Here is a 15,265-nt window from a genome sequence, read left to right on the forward strand (position 1 = left end):
GGGAAGGATCTAGACGATCCGCCGGTGGGTCATCAGCGCCAGCATCGGCAGGTCGTGGGGCCGGTTGCCGTAGCCGTAGAGGTCTTCGAACGGGCCGTTTATCTCAAGCCAGTCCGAGACGAGGGCCGCCTTACCCTGACGCACGCAATTGACGCCCTTCATCCGGCCGGTCAGCCTGCCACCATCGACCTCCAGCTCCGTCCCGATGATCTCGGCCCCGCCGAATCGCTTCTGCAAGAGCGGTTCCGCGACCACAGTAGGCGCGCCGGTGGCGACGACGACCCTGTGCCCCTTCTCCAGATGATCCTCGAAGGCGCGCACGATATCGTCGCGCCAGTCGAGCCGGTTGAACAGGCGGGCGGCGGCCTCCCGCGCGTCGTCGACGGCGACGTTGACCAGCAGGCGGGCCAGCAGCGCGGCCTTGACGCGGGTGCGCAGATCGCCGGAGCCGGTATCGCGCCGAAAGGGATGGGCGATGCCGACGCGCACGGCCGTGTAGTAGGTCCGCCGCCGTCCACGCAGCTCCATCAGCCAGGGCATCAGCGTGTCCTGGCGGGTCAGCGTGCAGTCGAAATCGAAAAACGCGGCGACGCGCGTCATGCGCTCCCTCTCCCCCTGATCCTCACTCGCCGACCGTCATAGTACGGCCGGGGCGAAAAGGCGAGAGGCTGGGCCTTACCCCGCCTGGAGCGCGCGCGGCGGCGGCTCGCCCGTCCCGACCAGCCGGGAAGCCGGGAAGACGAGGCGGGCGACCGTGCCCTTCCCCGGCGCGCTCTCCAGCTCCAGCCGGCCGTCATGAGCCTCCATCAGCGCACGGACCAGCGGCAGGCCGAGGCCGGTGCCTTGATGCCTCCGGCTCATGGCGTTGTCGATCTGGGTGAACGGCTCCAGCGCCAGGGGGATTTCCTCCTGGCTCATGCCGATGCCGGTGTCGGTGACGGAGACGACCAGCGAGCCGTCGTCCGCGATCTCCGCGTCGATGGTCACCGCCCCCGCCGAGGGCGTGAATTTGACCGCGTTGGTCACGAGATTGACCAGCATCTGCTTCAGCGCCCGTTCGTCGGCCCGGAGCGCCGGCAGGTCCGCCCCCACCCCTGCCTTCAGGCGGATGCCGGCGTCGGTGGCGCGGGACCGGGTGAGGCGCAGCGTTGCCGACACGGCGTGGGCAACCGACAACAGATCGTCGGACAGATCGAACCGGCCGGCCTCCACCTTGGAAAGGTCGAGAATATCGTTGATCAGCGACAGCAGCAGCGTCGCGCTTTCATGGATGTCGTCGGCGTAGGAGCGATAGCGGTCGTTGCCCACGGAACCGAACATCTCCAGCCGGAAGATGTCGGAAAAGCCGATGATGGCGTTGAGCGGCGTCCGCAACTCATGACTCATATGGGCCAGGAATTCGGATTTCGCGCGGTTGGCCGCCTCCGCGACCTCCTTGGCCTGGCGCAGCTCGCGTTCCGCCGCGATCCGCGCGGTCACGTCGCGGACGGTATGGACAAGGCCCAGCGGCTCGACCTCCAGCCGATAATGCAGCGCCTGATGTTCGAACACCCGTCCGTCCGGCCGTTCGATCAGCCGGTCCTTCGACCGTCCGTGGCGGCTGTTGTCGACGGGATCGAGATCCCGCAGCGCGTCGGCGACGCCGGAATCCGACACGCCCCACAGCTCGCGGAACCGCCCGTTGACGGCGGCGACGCGGCCGGCGCGGTCGGCGACCAGGATGCCCTGGTCGACCGCGTCCATGGTCGCCTGATAGAGGGCGACGCTGCGGGCGAGTTCGATCTGCGTCCGCCGCCGGCTCGCGATCTCCGCCTTCAGGGAATCGTTCAGCACCTCCCCGTCCGCCTTGGCGCTCTCCAGCGTCCGGATCAGGTCCAGATTCTCGAACTTGATGCGCAGCATCGCATCGATCGCGCGATTCTGCCGCCAGCCGGCGGTCAGCATGGCGGCGAGAAACACGACCGAGGCGATGGCCGCCAGCCAGGAAGACTGGTCCAGGGGCGGCAGGAGGAAATGGACGGTCAGCGGCGCGATGAGCGGCACGGTGAAAGCCAGCAGCGACGGCATGATCGCGGCATTGGTGGTGACCGCTCCCGCCGCCAGCCCCGCGACGATCAGATAGATGAACAGGCGGATGGCTTCCGGCTGGCTTTCCGTGAGGAACAGGGCCGATGCGCCATAGCAGACCCCGGCGGCCAGCGCGCCGACGGCGTGAAGGCGCATCCAATGGCGAATCCGGCCTTCCTGGATGAAGGCCCGCCTGAATCTGTGCACCAGCAACAAACGAAGCGCCGCCACGGCGATGAAGACGGCGCACCATGCCGTCAGCGGCGCCAGCTCCCCATGCGGCAGCAAGGCGGCGTAGGTCAGGAGGGCGCCCAGCGTCGTACCGCCGATGGCTACCGTCGATTGGCCGTAAAGGAACCGAACGCGTTCGATCAGGTGCTTGTCGGCGCACTTGCCGACCGGCACGGATTGGCCCAGGTTGAATGTCATCGGCATGGGGAAGTCATTTTTCGGGCGCGACCATATCGCAGTCCGCGACGATCGACATGCTTTTTTCATAAATCATGGCAATCCGCGATCCGTCGGCGTCAGGCGGCGGTGGAGGGTGCGAGGCGCGGCAGGAAGGGCGCGGGATCGGCCAGCGCCGCCGCCACCGCGCCGCCCAGCGCCTCCAGATCGAGCGGCTTGGCAAGGCACAGGGCGTTCTTGTCCGTGACCCGGCCGTTGGCGGGCCGGCGATGTTCGTAGCCGGACATGAAGACGACCGGCACGCAGGCGCCCCGCTCACCGATCCGGCGGGCGAGGTCGACGCCGCTCAACCCCGGCATCAGCACGTCTGTCAGCAGCATGTCGATCAGCGCCCCATCGTCCAGCAGCCGCAGCGCCTCCGCCGCGTCGGCGGCGCGGAGCGTGCGGTAGCCCAGTTCCTCCAGCGCCATGGCCGCGAAGGTGCGCACGGCCTCGTCATCGTCGACCACGAGGATCGTGTGCCGTCCCCGGTCGGCTTGCAGCGCCCCACGGTCCTTGACCGTCGCGATCGGCCGGCCCAGCAGGCGGGCGGTGATGGCGCCGCCGCGCCGCGCCGCGCGCAGGATCTCCGCCAGGCAGGCGTCGCGCTCATCGGGCCGGTCGGCATAGAGCCGGGCGAGCTCCGCGAAGCCGCCGACGGAGGTCAGGGTATTGTTCAGGTCATGCAGCGCCCCGCGATCGACGGGTTCGCCGGCCGCGGGGACGATGAGGGCCACGTCGCGCGCGCGTCGCCAGCGCCGGACGCCCCAACCGGCCAGCAGACCCACGAACCCCAGACATATGAACAAAGCGAGTGGCATGTGTCGCTGACACCATGTTCGACAGTCGACTTCGATACACGGGCATGCCTTAAGGAATGATTGAGGGGCTATTTGGCCTTCATTCCGTGCTTGCGAAGCTGCCCCCTGAACTGGTCATAGCTGAGGCCGAGCTGGGCGGCCGCCCGGCCCTGATGGTGCTGATTCTCCGCCAGCGCGCGCGTCAGGAGATCGACCTCCAGCCGCCGGACGCGGTCATGGTAGCTGTCGGCAGAATCGGGGGCGGAACCGCCTTCTTCCGGAACCTCCGCCGCCAGTGGCGCGGCCATCGCGTCCCGCGGCCGGTGGGGCGAACGGAAGGGATCGATATCGACCGTCTCCAGCGGCCGGTCGAGTCGGGGAGCCTTGGCGACCGCGCGCTCCACGGCGTTGCGCAGTTCCCGGACGTTCCCGGGCCAGCCATGGTCGGCCATCGCCTCCAGCGCCGCCGGAGCGAAGCCGGGGAATTCCGGCAGGCCCAGCTCCCGCGCCATCGCCACGGCGAAGTGGTCGGCCAGCAGCGGAATATCCTCCGGCCTCGCCCGCAGCGGCGGCAGCGTGACGACGTCGAACGCCAGCCGGTCTAGGAGGTCGGCGCGAAAGGTTCCGGCGGCCGCGCGGGCCGGCAGGTCGACATTGGTCGCCGCGATCACCCGGACATCGACCAAAAGCGTGGCCGATCCGCCCACCCGCTCCAGTTCCCCATACTCCACCACCCGAAGGATCTTCTCCTGGACGCGGGAGGAGGCGGTGGCGATTTCATCCAGGAACAGCGTGCCGCCCTCGGCCCTCTCGAACCGGCCGACATGGCGGCGCGCCGCCCCGGTGAACGCCCCCGCCTCATGGCCGAACAGCTCGCTTTCCAACAGGTCGTCGCTGAGCGCCGCGCAATTGACCTTCACGAAGGGACGATCCCAGCGGCGGGAGAGAAAGTGCAGCCGCGCCCCGATCAGCTCCTTGCCGGTCCCCCGCTCCCCGATGACCAAGAGCGGCCGGTCCAGCGGCGCGACCCGCGAGACATGCTCCAGCATCGCGACGAAGGCGCGGGATTCGCCCAGGAGAGGTGGTGGTTCGGACATTGGTCTATATAACCCATTATTGGGGCAATTCACCAATATTTGGCTATTGGAGATCTCTCATCAAGCGGGATTCCTGCGGTTTCGGGTTGGCACGGCTCCTGCTTAGAGAGGGAGCAAGGAACCAACACCCCCTCACCCAACCCTCTCCCCGGAGGGGGCGAGGGCTACCAACCTGCCCCTCTCCCCTCGTGGGAGAGGGAGGGGCCCGGCGAGAGCCGGGAGGGTGAGGGGGCTACGCCGCAAGAGGAAGGACCGTCATGACCGCCTATGACCACCGCCGTCGATACCGCGACGAACCGCCCTTCGCCAGGGACAGCCGGCGCACCGCGAGCCGGTTCTGGGCCTATCTGCGCAGCCGCCGGACGGAGTGCTGGGTGTTCTTCGCGGCCGGCTTCCTGATCGCCTCGATCCTCACCTGATCCCTTCCCGCTCCCCCACCCCATTCATCCGAATTCCAGGAGTAACCGTCATGGGCGTCTTTTCCCGCCTCAGCGACATCGTCAATTCGAACCTCAACGCCATGCTGGACCGCGCGGAGGACCCGCAGAAGATCGTCCGGCTGATCATCCAGGAGATGGAGGATACGCTGGTCGAGGTGCGCAGCGCCGCCGCCCGGTCCATCGCCGAGAAGAAGGAGATCACCCGTCGGATCGAACAGCTTGAGACCGCGCAGGCCGAATGGCAGCGCAAGGCCGAGCTGGCGATCGGCAAGGGCCGCGACGATCTGGCCAAGGGCGCGCTGGTCGCCAGGGCAAAGTCGGCGGAGACGGTCGACCTGCTGAAGAAGGAACTGGACACGATCGACGAGGCGCTGGCCAAGACCGACGTCGACCTGACGAAGCTCCAGGCCAAGCTGGCAGAAGCCAAGAACAAGCAGAAGTCGATGGAGATCCGGCGCAAGACGGCCACCGACCGCATCCGCATCCGCACCCAGCTCCATGACGGCCGGATCGATGAGGCGCTGGGCCGCTACGACCATCTGGAACGCAAGATCGACGATCTGGAAGGCCGGGTCGAGAGCTTCGACCTTGGCGACCGCAAGGGCCCGCGCACGCTGGATGACGAGTTCGCCGACCTTGAGGCCGAAGATTCCGTCCAGAAGGAGCTTGAGGAGCTGAAGGCCCGGATGAGCGCCCGTTCATAACGATAACGTCCCGCCCAAGGGAGAGGCCTCATGGAATTCCTGTTCGTTCCCGTCATCCTGATCCTGGTGATCGTGGCGCCGCTCTGGCTGGTGCTGCACTACGTCACCCGCTGGAGGGCCACCAAGACCCTGTCTTCGGAAGATGAGAAGATGCTGGTCGAGCTGTGGCAGAGCGCCCGGCGGATGGAGGAGCGCATCCACACGCTGGAGACGATCCTGGACGCGGAATCGCCGGGCTGGCGCGGGAGGCATGAATGAACTGCCGCCACCGCCGCCGCGACCCGCTGACGGAATCCCCCAACCCGATCCGCCTCTACCGCATTCCGGAGCGGGGCAAGATCGCCGGCGTCTGCGCCGGGTTCGCCGACTATTTCGGCATCCAGGACTGGCACGCGCGCGTCGCCGCCATCGTGCTGCTGCTGATCTTCACGCCGCAGACGATCATCGCCTACCTGGTAGCGGCGGTCCTGATGCCCCGGCGGCCGCAGCGGCCGGCGATCGATACGGAGGAGGAGCAGTTCTGGCGGTCGGTCACCGGAAAGCCGGAGCGGACCTTCCACGCGCTGCGCCACAAGTTCCGGGAGCTTGAGGCCAGGCTGGCGGGGCTGGAACGGCACGTCACCTCCAGCGAATTCGCGCTCAACCGCCAGTTCCGCGATCTAGAGAAGTGACGGGCGGGAGGCGTTCCGATGGCTCCCCCCGACGATCGGAACGCCGACCGCGCGTCACGCCTGACGGCAAGCCTCATCTATGCGACGTGGATCCTCTCGGCGCTCGCAATCCTCGCCATGCTGGGCGGCGTGACCATGGCCTTCCTGAAGCCGGGGCTGGTCTATGCCCTCTCCCTCGGCTGCTGACCCTCTTTCGGAGGAGATATCCATGACCCACCACCGAGACCCCTATGCGGACTACGACATCCGGCCGCCGGCCCGGTCCGACCGCGACCTCCGGCTTGCCGCCCACGCGGTCTACGCGCTCTACGCCGCAACCTTCTTCTCCGGCGTCACCATCCTGATCGGGCTGGTGATCGCGTATCTGAAGCGGAAGGATGCGCGCTACACCTTCTATGAAAGCCATCTCAGATGGGCGATCAACACCTTCTGGATCGGCCTTCTGGTCAGCATCGTCGCCACCATCCTGTCGGTGATCCTGATCGGAATTCCGATCTTCATCCTGCTGGCGCTCTGGTTCATCTACCGGATCGTGAAGGGGTGGCTGAGGCTGATGGAGGACCGGCCGATCGACCATCCGGGAGACTTCTTCTAGACCCGCTTGAGATCGCCGTCGTTGGAACACAAAGTTGGGCGATGGGTTCTCTTCCGGACCCCTCCGACATCGCCCCAGACGGGGCATCCCCTCAAAGGGAGCAGACCCTTGAAAGCCCGCCTGTCCGCCATCGCCGCCCGCCGCGCCGCCTTAGCCCTGGCCTTGGGAGCGGCGCTGGCCGCAGGGGTGGGACCGGCGCCGGCTTTGGCCCAGAACGGCGCCCCCGGCTTCGGCGAACTGGCGGAAGAGAAGCTGCCCGCGGTCGTCAATATCTCGACCACCCAGAGCATGGATGACGGCCCCATTCCCGGCCTGCCGGAGATTCCCGGGCTTCCGGAGATGCCGGACCTGCCCGAGGGGACGCCGTTCGACGAGTTCTTCCGTGAATATTTCGGCGATCCCGAAGGCGCCCCGCCCCGGTCGATGACGGCGCTGGGGTCCGGCTTCATCATCGATCCGGAAGGCTACATCGTCACCAACAACCATGTGATAGCCGGGGCCGACGAGATCACGGTCATCCTCCAGGACGACACGCGTCTGCCGGCCGAGCTGATCGGCCATGACGACAGGACCGACCTGGCGCTCCTGAAGGTGGAGCCGGCCAGCCCCCTGCCCGCGCTGGACTGGGGCGACAGCGCCGCCGCGCGGGTGGGCGAATGGGTGATCGCGATCGGCAACCCGTTCGGGCTGGGCGGGTCGGTGACGGCGGGCATCATCTCCGCCAAGACCCGCAACATCAATGCCGGCCCCTATGACGATTTCATCCAGACCGACGCCGCCATCAACCGCGGCAATTCCGGCGGACCGCTGTTCAACACCGACGGCGAGGTGATCGGCGTCAACACCGCCATCTTCTCGCCTTCCGGCGGATCGGTCGGCATCGGCTTCGCCGTTCCTTCCTCCCTCGCCCAGGAAGTCATCGCCGATCTGCGCGACGATGGCGAGGTGGAGCGCGGCTGGCTGGGCGTGACCGTGCAGCCGGTGACCGACGAGATCGCCGAGGCGCTGGGGCTGGAGAGCGGCCAGGGCGCGCTGGTCGCCAGCGTCTCGGAGGACAGCCCCGCCGCCGAGGCCGGCGTCCGCGCCGGCGACGTGATCCTGCGCCTCAACGGCCGGCCGATCGAGGATGGCAGGGCGCTGGCCCGCGCCGTCGCCGACGCGCCGGTCGACAGCGAAGCCATGCTGACCCTGTGGCGCGAAGGCGAGGAGATGGAGGTCGAGGTCGTGATCGCCCTGCTGGGCGAGGAGGAAGCCGAAGCGGCCGCCGAGGCCGCCCCCGCCCCGCCCCTGCCCGACACAACCAGCACGCTGGGCATGGCGCTGGCCGAGCTGACGCCTGAACTGCGCGCCCGCTTCAGCCTGGCCGACGAGATCGAGGGCGTGGTCGTCACCGACGTCACCCCCGGCAGCCCGGCCATGGAAGGCGACATCCGCCCCGGCGACGTCGTCACCCGCGTGGACCAGGAGACGGTGGAGACGCCGGAAACCGTCACCGAGGCGGTGGAAGCCGCCCGCGAGGCCGGACGGGGCACCATCCTGCTGCTGCGCGAACGCGCCGGCGCCGCCGCCTTCGTCGCCCTGCCGCTGGATGGGGAATGAGGTTATCCGCCTCTTCCCCATCGCTTCCCCCTGTTCTAGAGATTACCCATGATCGGCGAGACGATCCTGACCAATGCGCGCGTGGTGACGCGCCATGAGGCCTTCGTCGGGACGGTGGTCCTGGCGGACGGCGCGATCGCCGCGGTCGACGAGGGCCAATCTGGACTGGCGGCGGCGGAGGATCTGGACGGCGAGATCCTGATTCCGGGCCTGGTCGAACTGCACACCGACAATCTGGAGCGGCATTTCACCCCGCGCCCCGGGGTCCTGTGGCCTTCGCCCCTGTCGGCGGTCATGACCCATGACGCACAGATCGCCGGCGCGGGCATCACGACGGTGCTGGACGCCATCTGCGTCGGCACCTATCGCGAATCCCCCGAACGCCGGCATATCCTGGAGGCGTCGGTGGAGACGGTGCGCAAGGCGCGGGACGAGGACCTGCTGCGCGCCGATCATTTCATCCACCTGCGCTGCGAGGTCGCCGATCCCGACGTGGTCGGGATGTTCGAGCCCTATCAGGACGACCCGCTGCTGCGGCTGGTCTCCGTGATGGACCACACGCCGGGCCAGCGCCAATGGCAGGATATCGAGCAGTTCCGCCGCTTCTACCGCAGCCGGCGGTGGAGCGAGGAGGAGCTGGACGCCCGCGTCGCGGGGCTGGTGGAGGATAGCGAACGCTATGCCGATACCCACCGGCGGACCATCGTCGCCCGTTGCCGGGAACGAGGGCTGCCGCTGGCCAGCCATGACGACACGACCGAGGCCCATGTCGCCCATGCGGTCGAGGACGGCATCGCCATCGCGGAATTCCCGACGACGCGGGAGGCGGCCGCGGCCGCGCGCGGGAGCGGCCTCCGGACCATCCTGGGCGCGCCCAACATCGTGCGCGGCGGATCGCATTCCGGCAACGCCTCGGCCCTCGACCTCGCGGAGGACGGGCTGGTCGACGCGCTGTCGTCGGACTATGTCCCCGCCAGCCTGCTGCACGCCGCGTTCCTGATGGCTGGCAAAGCCGGAATCGCCGTGCCCGACGCCGTCGCCTGCGTCACCGCGACGACGGCGGAGATGGCGGGCTTTCACGATCGCGGCCGGATCGAGGCCGGGGCGCGCGGCGACCTTGTCCGGATCAGGATGATCGACGATCTGCCGGTCGTCCGCGCCGTCTGGCGTCAGGGCCGGAAAGTGCTGTGACATCCCGCCACGCGCTCTATTTCGCGCCCGAGGATGACGACCCGCTGGGACTGCTGGGCGCGGGATGGCTGGGCCGGGACGCGCGCACCGGCGACCGGCTGGACCGGCCGGCTCTCGAAGGGTGGGACGATGCCACTCTGGAGCTGGAGGCGCTGACCGCCGCCCCTCGCCGCTACGGCTTCCACGGCACGCTGAAAGCCCCCTTCGCGCTGGCCGAGGGCAGGACCACGCGCGATCTGGAGGCGGCGGCTGAAACTTTCGCGGCGGAGACGCGGTCTTTCGATATCCCGCGCCTGGCGGTGACGGCGATCGGCCCCTTCCTGGCGCTGACGCCACCCGACCCCTGCCCCGAACTGGACCGGCTGGCGGCGGACTGCGTGCGCCGGTTCGACACCTTCCGCGCCCCGCCCCCGCCGCAGGAAACCGCCCGGCGTCTGGCCCATGGCCTCACCAAACGGCAGGCCGCCCATCTTGAGCGGTGGGGATACCCGTACGTCATGGAGGATTTCCGCTTCCACCTGACGCTGACCGACGGCATCGGCGACGCGGACGACCGCGCCTCGCTCCGGCGCGACCTGGAGGCGCTGTTCGCCCCAGTGCTCCGGGAGCAAGTGCGCGTCACCTCACTCTGCCTCTTCCGGCAACCCGGCGGCAATGCGCCCTTCCGGCTCGTCCGGCGGTTCCCCTTCGGCGGCTAAACTGCCCAGAAATAGCGGGTGACGTGGAAGAAGATCGGGGCGGCGAAGACCACCGAATCCAGCCGGTCCAGCATCCCACCATGGCCCTCTATCATGCGGCCCCAATCCTTCACGCCGCGATCGCGCTTGATCGCCGACATGACGAGGCCGCCGAGGAAGCCCATCAGATTGATCAGCAGCGCCATCCCCGCCGCCTGAAGCGGGGAGAAGGGCGTCAGCCACCACAGCGCCGCGCCCAGCAGGGTGGCGCTGGCGACGCCGCCGACGAAGCCCTCCACCGTCTTGGACGGCGACAGGGCGGGCGCGATCTTCCGCCGTCCCGCCAGCTTGCCCCAGACATATTGCAGCACGTCGCTGGATTGCACGACCAGCACCAGGAAGGCGATCAGCAGCAGATGCCGGTCGGTGAAGCCCGGAATCTTCAGCGTCAGCAGCGCCGGCACGTGGGACAGGCAGAAGACGCAGATCATCAGCGCCCACTGGGTCTCCGCCACCCGTTCCAGGAAGCGCGTGGTGTCGCCGCGCACCACGGAAGCGATCGGCAGGATGAGGAAGGCATAGACCGGGATGAACACCGTATAGAGCCCGTACCAGCCGACCCAGACCAGCGCGTACTGCACCGGCAGGATGATGAAGAAGCTGGCGAGCAGCGCCCAATGATCGCCCCGGCGCGTCCGGGTCAGGGTCGCGAATTCCCTGAGCGCGGTGAAGGAGATGAAGCCGAACAGCAGGATGATTCCGGGCTTGCCGGCCATGAAGGCGACGGCCAGCGCCGCCGTCATCACCCACCACGCCTTGATTCGGGCATTCAGGTTCTGGACGACCGCATTGCCGCTGCCCGATTTCAGCGAAAGCGCGAACCCGATCAGCGAGGCGATGACGAGGACGGCCACCACGCCGGCGAAAAGGATCGTCGTATCGTTCCATTCGATCATCGGCCGGCTCCCGGTGCGAGCGCCAGAAGGGCGGCCCTCGTCCGCGCCAGGAAGGCAGATTTCTCCTCCCCTTCCGCCAGCCGCAGCGGCGCGCCGAAGGCGACGCCGCACAGGAGCGGGATGGGCAGCAACTCGCCCTTGGGCATGACGCGGGAGATGTTGTCGATCCAGACCGGCACCAGATCGACCTCCGGGCGGGAGGCGGCGAGATGGTAGAGCCCGCTCTTGAACGGCAGCAGCGGTTCGTCGGTCATGTTGCGCGTTCCCTCGGGGAAGAGGATGAGGGAATCTCCCTCGTCCAGCGCCGACGCCATCACCGAGACCGGATCGGACGTCCGGCTGGCGGGGTCGCGGTCGATCAGGACCGCGCGGAAGACTTGCGCCCCGATGAAGCGGCGCAGCCGGCCCTTCCCCCAATAATCCGCGCCCGCCACCGGCCGCGTCAGGGCGCGTGAACGCGACGGCAGCACGGTCCAGACCAGCACGAAATCGCCATGGCTGGCATGGTTCGCGAAATAGATCCTCTGCACCGGATCGGGCGGGCAGCCGGCCCAGTCCGGCCGGACGCCGGTGACCAACCGGGCGAAACCGGTGATCGCGGCGGCGGCGATGCGCGACGGCACGGTCAAGCGCCTATGCTCCCCAGCCCCTTGCGCACGCGATTGGCGACCGTGAGCGCCAGCAGTACCGCCAGCGCCCAGAGCAGCAGCCGCGTCCAGTCCGGCAGCGACAGGCCGAGCCCGACCCAGAGCCCCAGCGCGCCGAACACCAGCGCCCGGTCGCTCTTGCCCATCGGGCCGTCATAGCGGCGCGGCGCGCCTACCGTCACGCCCAATATGCCCGCAACCTCCGTCAGGACCACCAGCAGCACGACCAGGATGACGACGCCCGGATTGAACGGCGCGACCAGCGCGAAGGGCAGGTAGAGCGCGGCGTCCGAGACGATGTCCCCGATCTCGTTCAGATAGGCGCCGAGGTCGGATTTCTGCCCGAACTCCCGCGCCAGCATCCCGTCGACGGCGTTGAGCGCCATGCGCAGGAAGAGCCAGACGGGCAGCAGGAGGAACAGCGCCCGCGCCTCCCCCCACAGGCCGAGGGCGAAGCCGAGCAGGACGGAGCCGGCGGCCGCCGCGACCGTCACCTGGTTGGCCGTGATTCCGCGCGCCGCCATGGCGGCCACCATCGGGCGCAGCAGGCCCTGGAAACGCGGCTTGAGGTCGTAGAGGGTCATGCGTGGGAGAGAACCGGCAGGGGAAACGCAACCGGAGCATCGCCTCGAACCGCCCTTGACCACAACCCGAAAAAAGATCGCAAACCCAACGGGATGTTGAAGATCGCCCGGAATGCGCCAAGTTGACAGGGGCATATCCTTACCCTCGCCCCTCCGGGGAGAGGGAGGGACCCGCGAAGCGGGAGGGTGAGGGGCTGCGGCGAACCAACCGCCCCTCACCCAACCCTCTCCCCGGCGGGGAGAGGGCTATGTATGATTCTCCCTTTCCGGGAGGCGAAGAAAGAAACGACAGGAAGGTGAAGACGATGGATGTGATGGACGCACCGCAGGAGTTGGGGGCGCTCGCCACCATGATCTGGGCCTGGACCGTGGCCTTCCTGCCGCGGCTGGTGACGGCGCTTCTGATCCTCATCATCGGCTTCATCGTCGCCGGCTGGGCCGGCCGTGCGGTCAAAAGGATGATTTCCCGCAGCAAGCGGGTCGACGACACCCTCAAACCCCTGGTCGGAACGGTCATCCGCTACGGCATCATCGCCCTGGTGCTGGTGGCCGCGCTGGGGCAGTTGGGCGTCCAGACGGCATCGCTTCTGGCCGTGCTGGGTGCCGCCGGCCTGGCGATCGGCCTCGCCCTCCAGGGCACCCTCACCAATATCGCCGCCGGCATCATGCTGCTCTGGCTGCGCCCGTTCCGCACCGGGGACTATATCGAGGTCGATGGCGGCGTCAGCGGCACCGTGACGGATATCGGCCTGTTCACCTGTGAGTTGAAGACCTGGGACGGCGTCTTCGCCTTCGCGCCGAATTCGGAGATCTGGAACAAGGCGCTGAAGAACCACAGCCGCAACGCCACACGCCTGATGTCCATCGCCATCGGCATCTCCTACGATGCCGATCCGGAGAAGGCGCGCGGATTGCTGCTGGCCATGGCCGACCGCGACGAGCGGATCATGAAGGACCCGGCGCCGATCGTGTTCGTCGACAGCTATGGCGACAGCGCGGTCAACATCGCTTTCCGCGCCTGGGCCCCCAACGACGTCTACTGGGACGCGCAGCGCGCGATGATCGAGCAGGCCAAGCACGACCTCGAGGCCGCCGGGATCGAGCTTCCGTTCCCGCAGCGGATCGTCCACATGCTGCCCCCGCCCGACGAGAAGCCGGCCCCGAAGAAGGCCGCAGCAAAATCCGCCGCCGCCTCGAACGGGACCTGAGGCTCCTCCGCCGCCATGCCTCCAGCCCCCGCCGGTCGGGACATCCGCACGCTGATCACGCCGGAGGGTGCGGAGCGGTTCCGCGCCGAGCTGAAGGCGCTGGCCTACGGGGAGCGGCCGAAGGTCGTTGACGTGGTCGCTTGGGCGGCCGGCAATGGCGACCGGTCGGAGAATGGCGACTACATCTACAGCAAGAAGCGGCTGCGGGAGATCGATCGCCGCATCCGCTTCCTCTCCAGGCGGCTGGAGGATGCGACCATCGTCGACTCCGGCGACCAGAAGGGGCTGGACGCCGTTTATTTCGGCGCGCGGGTCACCTATTGCGGCGAGGATGGGGAGGAGAGGACCGTCCGGCTGGTCGGCGAAGGCGAGGCCGACCTGGCCCGCGGCGAGGTCAGCATCCTTTCCCCCATCGCCCGCGCGCTGATGCGCAGGCAGGTCGGCGACCTGGTCGCGTTCGAGACGCCGCGCGGCGGCGACACGCTGGAGATCCTGGCCATCGACTATCGCTGAGGCGGGGGAACTCTTGAGGCCCGTTCGTCCGTTAGGGAGAGAGACGGACAACAGCCCAGGAGTCTCCCACGATGGCATCGACCGGAGCCATACAGAAGCCGAGCGACGAGGCCGACAAGAGGCAGCTTGCGCTGGCGCGCGAGGAAGGCGCTGCCTATCAGAAATCGCTCTCCTACATGGTCGACGAGGTCGCCGACAATGGCGGCCGGCAGGAGATCGGCGACTATATCGTCGCCTTCGCCCAGGAGCGGGCGGAGGGGATGTACCATCTGAAATCGGAAGGCCGGCTGGAGTGGCAGGAGCCCGACGACGAGAACTGCCATCTGGAAGTCTCCGTCAGCGACGCCGCCGACCACCGCTTCATCCCCTATCTGGAGATCGAGGCGACGCTGACGCCGACGGACGGCAAGCCGGTCGGCCCGTTCAGGGTGCCCTTCGTCTGGCATCCCGGCCTCTACCATTACGGAACCAACATCAAGGTGCCGGGCGATGGCAAGTACGACCTGCACATCAGGATCGCCCCGCCCGCCTTCATGCGCCATGACGAGGTGAACGGCCGCCGCTACGCCGACGCCGTGGAGGCGAAGTTCAGCCAGGTCCAGATCAAGACCGGACAGGAGTGACGCTATGGCCGAGGAACGGAAGGACGACACGGTGCTGGAGCATATAAGGCGGCTGGCGGCGGAGGAGGAACGGCTCTATGCCGAAGGCAGCCCCTCCGACGAAGACCGGCAACGGCTGGGCCGCATCAATGTCGAGCTCGACCGCTGCTGGGACCTCCTGCGCCAGCGCCGCGCGCTGCGGGATGCCGGCCAGGACCCGGACGACGCCGAACCCCGCTCCGCCGATACAGTGGAGAACTACCGCGACAGCTAGGTTGTCCCCTCACCCTCCCGCCCCTTCGGGTCGGGTCCCTCCCTCTCCCACAAGGGGAGAGGGTGAACTTGGTCTGAACCGGATAGATAGGTGACAGAATAGACCGGAGAGATGGTTGACAGGTTTTCTTGTCGGCGAAGGAGGGCTTTGCCGATGCCGTTCAAGGAGACCTGTGTGATGGACGAGAAGCTGC

20 protein-coding genes are annotated in these 15,265 nt (G+C 68.0%); 13 read left to right on the forward strand and 7 right to left on the reverse strand.

Going from position 1 to position 15,265, the window contains the following annotated elements; translation table 11 throughout:
- Positions 1 to 9: 9 nt before the first annotated feature.
- From AAFN89_RS16595 to pspF, 4 genes are all read right to left on the reverse strand, one after another.
- Positions 10 to 600, reverse strand: a complete 591-nt coding sequence (locus tag AAFN89_RS16595; RefSeq protein ID WP_347540290.1) for an HAD-IB family hydrolase — start codon at positions 598 to 600, stop codon at positions 10 to 12.
- A 75-nt stretch (positions 601 to 675) separates the two neighbouring features.
- Positions 676 to 2,502, reverse strand: coding sequence for an ATP-binding protein (locus tag AAFN89_RS16600; protein WP_347540291.1), 1,827 nt, complete (start codon positions 2,500 to 2,502; stop codon positions 676 to 678).
- A 92-nt stretch (positions 2,503 to 2,594) separates the two neighbouring features.
- Positions 2,595 to 3,335 carry a response regulator gene (locus AAFN89_RS16605; RefSeq protein ID WP_347540293.1) on the reverse strand — a complete coding sequence of 247 codons (741 nt, stop codon included), beginning with the start codon at positions 3,333 to 3,335 and terminating at the stop codon, positions 2,595 to 2,597.
- Between the two features lie 68 nt (positions 3,336 to 3,403).
- Entirely contained in the window at positions 3,404 to 4,411 is a 1,008-nt protein-coding gene (pspF, locus tag AAFN89_RS16610; RefSeq protein WP_347540294.1) for a phage shock protein operon transcriptional activator, read from the reverse strand.
- Between the two features lie 257 nt (positions 4,412 to 4,668).
- Between pspF and AAFN89_RS16615 the strand changes: the two genes are divergently transcribed.
- From AAFN89_RS16615 to AAFN89_RS16655, 9 genes are all read left to right on the forward strand, one after another.
- A complete protein-coding gene (locus AAFN89_RS16615) occupies positions 4,669 to 4,830 on the forward strand; it encodes a hypothetical protein (protein ID WP_347540296.1) in 162 nt (53 codons plus the stop codon).
- Positions 4,831 to 4,880: 50 nt separating this feature from the next.
- Complete coding sequence (gene pspA / locus AAFN89_RS16620) at positions 4,881 to 5,555, forward strand: phage shock protein PspA (protein WP_347540298.1); 675 nt, start codon at positions 4,881 to 4,883, stop codon at positions 5,553 to 5,555.
- Positions 5,556 to 5,585: 30 nt separating this feature from the next.
- Positions 5,586 to 5,813 carry an envelope stress response membrane protein PspB gene (gene pspB, locus AAFN89_RS16625; protein WP_347540301.1) on the forward strand — a complete coding sequence of 76 codons (228 nt, stop codon included), beginning with the start codon at positions 5,586 to 5,588 and terminating at the stop codon, positions 5,811 to 5,813.
- A complete protein-coding gene (gene pspC, locus AAFN89_RS16630) occupies positions 5,810 to 6,226 on the forward strand; it encodes an envelope stress response membrane protein PspC (protein ID WP_347540303.1) in 417 nt (138 codons plus the stop codon). Before pspB ends, pspC begins: the two co-directional genes overlap by 4 nt.
- A gap of 18 nt (positions 6,227 to 6,244) precedes the next feature.
- Positions 6,245 to 6,412, forward strand: a complete 168-nt coding sequence (locus tag AAFN89_RS16635) for a hypothetical protein (protein ID WP_347540304.1) — start codon at positions 6,245 to 6,247, stop codon at positions 6,410 to 6,412.
- Between the two features lie 22 nt (positions 6,413 to 6,434).
- On the forward strand, positions 6,435 to 6,821 hold the full coding sequence (locus AAFN89_RS16640) for a DUF4870 domain-containing protein (protein WP_347540305.1): 387 nt from the start codon (positions 6,435 to 6,437) through the stop codon (positions 6,819 to 6,821).
- Between the two features lie 108 nt (positions 6,822 to 6,929).
- Complete coding sequence (locus AAFN89_RS16645) at positions 6,930 to 8,420, forward strand: DegQ family serine endoprotease (protein ID WP_347540307.1); 1,491 nt, start codon at positions 6,930 to 6,932, stop codon at positions 8,418 to 8,420.
- A 48-nt stretch (positions 8,421 to 8,468) separates the two neighbouring features.
- Positions 8,469 to 9,611 carry an alpha-D-ribose 1-methylphosphonate 5-triphosphate diphosphatase gene (locus AAFN89_RS16650; protein WP_347540309.1) on the forward strand — a complete coding sequence of 381 codons (1,143 nt, stop codon included), beginning with the start codon at positions 8,469 to 8,471 and terminating at the stop codon, positions 9,609 to 9,611.
- Positions 9,608 to 10,309 carry a DUF1045 domain-containing protein gene (locus tag AAFN89_RS16655; RefSeq protein WP_347540311.1) on the forward strand — a complete coding sequence of 234 codons (702 nt, stop codon included), beginning with the start codon at positions 9,608 to 9,610 and terminating at the stop codon, positions 10,307 to 10,309. Before AAFN89_RS16650 ends, AAFN89_RS16655 begins: the two co-directional genes overlap by 4 nt.
- Here AAFN89_RS16655 and AAFN89_RS16660 read toward each other — a convergent pair.
- The 3 genes from AAFN89_RS16660 to AAFN89_RS16670 are packed head-to-tail and all read right to left on the reverse strand — an operon-like array spanning position 10,306 to position 12,475.
- Positions 10,306 to 11,244 (reverse strand): phosphatidate cytidylyltransferase, encoded by a 939-nt coding sequence (locus AAFN89_RS16660; RefSeq protein WP_347540313.1) that lies wholly within the window; start codon positions 11,242 to 11,244, stop codon positions 10,306 to 10,308. The genes AAFN89_RS16655 and AAFN89_RS16660 overlap by 4 nt on opposite strands.
- Positions 11,241 to 11,867, reverse strand: a complete 627-nt coding sequence (locus AAFN89_RS16665; protein WP_347540322.1) for a lysophospholipid acyltransferase family protein — start codon at positions 11,865 to 11,867, stop codon at positions 11,241 to 11,243. The genes AAFN89_RS16660 and AAFN89_RS16665 overlap by 4 nt, the downstream gene beginning before the upstream one ends.
- Before the next feature lie 2 nt (positions 11,868 to 11,869).
- Positions 11,870 to 12,475, reverse strand: a complete 606-nt coding sequence (locus AAFN89_RS16670; RefSeq protein WP_347540314.1) for a CDP-alcohol phosphatidyltransferase family protein — start codon at positions 12,473 to 12,475, stop codon at positions 11,870 to 11,872.
- A gap of 305 nt (positions 12,476 to 12,780) precedes the next feature.
- Between AAFN89_RS16670 and AAFN89_RS16675 the strand changes: the two genes are divergently transcribed.
- The 4 genes from AAFN89_RS16675 to AAFN89_RS16690 all read left to right on the forward strand — a co-directional run bounded on the left by AAFN89_RS16675 (position 12,781) and on the right by AAFN89_RS16690 (position 15,072).
- Entirely contained in the window at positions 12,781 to 13,683 is a 903-nt protein-coding gene (locus tag AAFN89_RS16675; RefSeq protein WP_347540326.1) for a mechanosensitive ion channel domain-containing protein, read from the forward strand.
- 15 nt (positions 13,684 to 13,698) lie between these two features.
- The gene (gene greB / locus AAFN89_RS16680) at positions 13,699 to 14,196 is read left to right on the forward strand and encodes a transcription elongation factor GreB (RefSeq protein ID WP_347540316.1); all 498 of its coding nucleotides are present in this window, start codon (positions 13,699 to 13,701) and stop codon (positions 14,194 to 14,196) included.
- A gap of 71 nt (positions 14,197 to 14,267) precedes the next feature.
- A complete protein-coding gene (locus tag AAFN89_RS16685; protein ID WP_347540317.1) occupies positions 14,268 to 14,819 on the forward strand; it encodes an iron transporter in 552 nt (183 codons plus the stop codon).
- Between the two features lie 4 nt (positions 14,820 to 14,823).
- Complete coding sequence (locus tag AAFN89_RS16690) at positions 14,824 to 15,072, forward strand: DUF2630 family protein (protein WP_347540319.1); 249 nt, start codon at positions 14,824 to 14,826, stop codon at positions 15,070 to 15,072.
- The last annotated feature ends 193 nt before the right edge of the window (positions 15,073 to 15,265 follow it).

Origin of the sequence: Inquilinus sp. CAU 1745, assembly GCF_039839375.1 — a bacterium.
Classification (GTDB): domain Bacteria; phylum Pseudomonadota; class Alphaproteobacteria; order DSM-16000; family Inquilinaceae; genus JBDOQU01.